This window comes from Effusibacillus lacus, from assembly GCF_002335525.1.
GTDB classification, from domain to species: Bacteria; Bacillota; Bacilli; order Tumebacillales; family Effusibacillaceae; genus Effusibacillus; species Effusibacillus lacus.
In genome coordinates this window covers 1-2,629 of record NZ_BDUF01000062.1, presented here as the reverse complement: position 1 = coordinate 2,629, position 2,629 = coordinate 1, and the positions used below count along the sequence as shown (strand labels likewise).

Genomic DNA, 2,629 nt, shown 5'->3' with positions numbered 1-2,629 from the left:
AGCCACCGGTTGCTTTTCAGCAGGCTTTAGCCTGAACAGCGACTTTCAGTCGCTCAGAGGAACCTACCGGCTTTAGCCGGTAGTCGTTCAGTTTTTGACAAGCAGTGCAATAAAACTCAGGAGGGGTTCTTTAATGAACAAAAAGGCGTTGACTGTTATTGTTGTAACTAGTGCTTTGACCCTTAGTTCTGTAAGTGCATTTGCTGCTGCACCTTCAAAAAACACAAAGCAGCAGGATCCTCCCCAAAAGGTTCAATGGACGACTGGGCCCAAGGAACCGGGTCAAGTAACACCCGAATATTTTGGGACGGTTTGCGGCGGAACCACGGACATTTTTAAAATCAGTGATCGTTTTGGAACCACTATTTATTCTTATGGAGAGACTCAATGTGCTCGACCAGTCGACATCATTGGAGTTGCGAACTACCTCTATCAAGGTGGATCGTTAATCGCTCAGAATGCTGATCAACAAACTTTGGCTACTATGGCTTATGCCAACAATTCTAAAAACTACGATTCCACCAAATCATATTACTCGGATTCGAACCATTATACAAATGACTTTGGGTATGTAGATACGGCTTACACCAAAGACACCGAATATTAATTTATAAAGGGAGTCCTCTTGACTCCCTTTAGACTTTAGACTTTATGAGGGGGATTCGGAATGAAAAAAATAGCGATGATGCTATTCCTTATTCTTTCTTTTGTTATCGGATGTTCCAGCATAAAATCACCCTTTAATTTTGAAAAATCAAAAGAAACTGTAGCACCTCCTAAAAAACAAATGGTGAGTATGAGACTAGCACTTACAGATGACACAGCACTAACACAAAAATATTACACATTTCAAATCGACCCAGAAGCCAGTTTTTTTCCAGAGCTTCGAGTTGTAAACGACTCACCGGATAGCAATCCGTTTGCGTTGTTTTTTTTCCTCGACTATAAACAAATTCCGGTCACCTATGAAGGCCAGGACACATCAGTTATTAATCTACAAGTTGCTCCAAGATCTGAAATAAAATTTCATATAACGATTCCAAAATTAACTGTTGGACGCCATGACTTTATTGCATTAGCTGTTCGAAAACCTCAAGTTCATTTAAAAGAACCTCGGTTTATTGCTCCTGAACAAATGTTTATGGCAAGAAGGATCACCTTAATTGTGGGTTCGGATGTTTCCCCAAGGAAAAATTTCACTGACATTAAAGGAACAAATTCTAATTGGCCTATTGATTCGATCGTCGTTGTTACAAAAGAACACCCTAAAAATACTTTGGAAAACATAACGCTAATTAAACGTGATGAGAGTGATAAATTATGGGTCAACTTTTTGGCTAAAAGACCAGATCAGTACTTTGCTGTTATATTACTTTTGGATAATGAGCAGGTTGCCATACAAAACCCTTTTATTCGGTCGTCTGCTTCTGGATTGATTAGTTTACCTATCAATCCTAAGGTCCCCCAGGACAATAATTCTCATGAATTGATTGCTATGGTTATTGAAAGTCCATTTGAGCGTATTGAAGACGAATCTGGAAACTTTCTAATAAAAAGTGTTCCTTGGCTTGTACGATTTACGAATAAGATTACCATACAATAATACCGAAACAGACTCTAACTCATTAACTTCTAGAAACTTGAATATCTGCTAGGAGGAACATTATAATGACTGGTCAACACACAAAGATTTAGGGGAAAGAACCCTGGTGTTGGTGATTTCTCTTCTTACCGTTGCTACCATCATAACATTTCTGTATCTAAAACCTAATCAAATGGAAAAGATAGAATCAACTAAAAATCTGGATACAGTGTCATATGAGAACCTCCCTTTTCTCGGAAGTCAAGATGCCCCGGTGAAAATTGTAGAATTTGCCGATTTTAAATGTCCAGGTTGTAAAGCCTGGTCACAAAAGTATCTTCCTAAAATGAAAAAAGATTACATCGATACTGGGAAAGTACAATTGTTCTTTGTGAATTACCCCATTATTAACGAATCTGATACCGCTGCTTTGGTAGGAAAGTCCATATATAAACAAAGTAATAGTGCCTTTTGGAAATACTATGAAATGGTATATAAGAATCAAAAGAGCGAAACAGAAAACTGGGCAACACCAACATTTCTTTTTAACTTGGTAGAGAGAGAGAACCTAGGTATCAATCTTGAAAAGCTAAAAACGAATGTTGAACAGAAAACGTATGCGAGTGACGTGCAGGAAGATATAAACTTGGCAAAAAAAGCCGGAGTTCACTCAACACCGACAATCTTTATACAAGGTAAAGAAGTGGCACCATTTGATTACACAAAAATTCAACAACGTATTGATCAGGAGTTTAGTAGGCAGAGATGACAAAAAAACGGGTAGCGTCGATTCTCTCCAAGTGGGGACTTATTATTTCTTGGTCTATATCCATAGTAGCTGTTCTAGGAAGCCTTTATTTCAGTGAAGTGGCGGGATATGTACCTTGTACACTATGTTGGTTCCAGCGAATCTTCATGTATCCTCTTGCAGTGATTTTAGGAATTGCTTCGTACGTAAGCGTAAAATAGTCCCCACCTTGTGAGAAAATGGGGACCCCATGTAAGCTATTTTTGAAATATACGACATGTTAGAGGCAACGCCTCTGA

At 38.6% G+C, this 2,629-nt stretch carries 3 protein-coding genes and 1 pseudogene; all 4 read left to right on the top strand.

Annotation, left to right across the window (positions count from 1 at the left end; translation table 11 throughout):
- Positions 1-133: 133 nt before the first annotated feature.
- Entirely contained in the window at positions 134-607 is a 474-nt protein-coding gene (locus EFBL_RS12365; protein ID WP_096182434.1) for a hypothetical protein, read from the top strand.
- A 60-nt stretch (positions 608-667) separates the two neighbouring features.
- Positions 668-1,603 carry a hypothetical protein gene (locus tag EFBL_RS12360; RefSeq protein ID WP_096182433.1) on the top strand — a complete coding sequence of 312 codons (936 nt, stop codon included), beginning with the start codon at positions 668-670 and terminating at the stop codon, positions 1,601-1,603.
- 106 nt (positions 1,604-1,709) lie between these two features.
- Positions 1,710-2,351, top strand: a complete 642-nt coding sequence (locus tag EFBL_RS12355; RefSeq protein ID WP_096182432.1) for a thioredoxin domain-containing protein — start codon at positions 1,710-1,712, stop codon at positions 2,349-2,351.
- Positions 2,348-2,536 (top strand): annotated as a pseudogene (locus tag EFBL_RS12350) (disulfide bond formation protein B); the annotation flags it as partial. The gene EFBL_RS12355 and the pseudogene EFBL_RS12350, both read left to right, overlap by 4 nt.
- Positions 2,537-2,629: the final 93 nt, after the last annotated feature.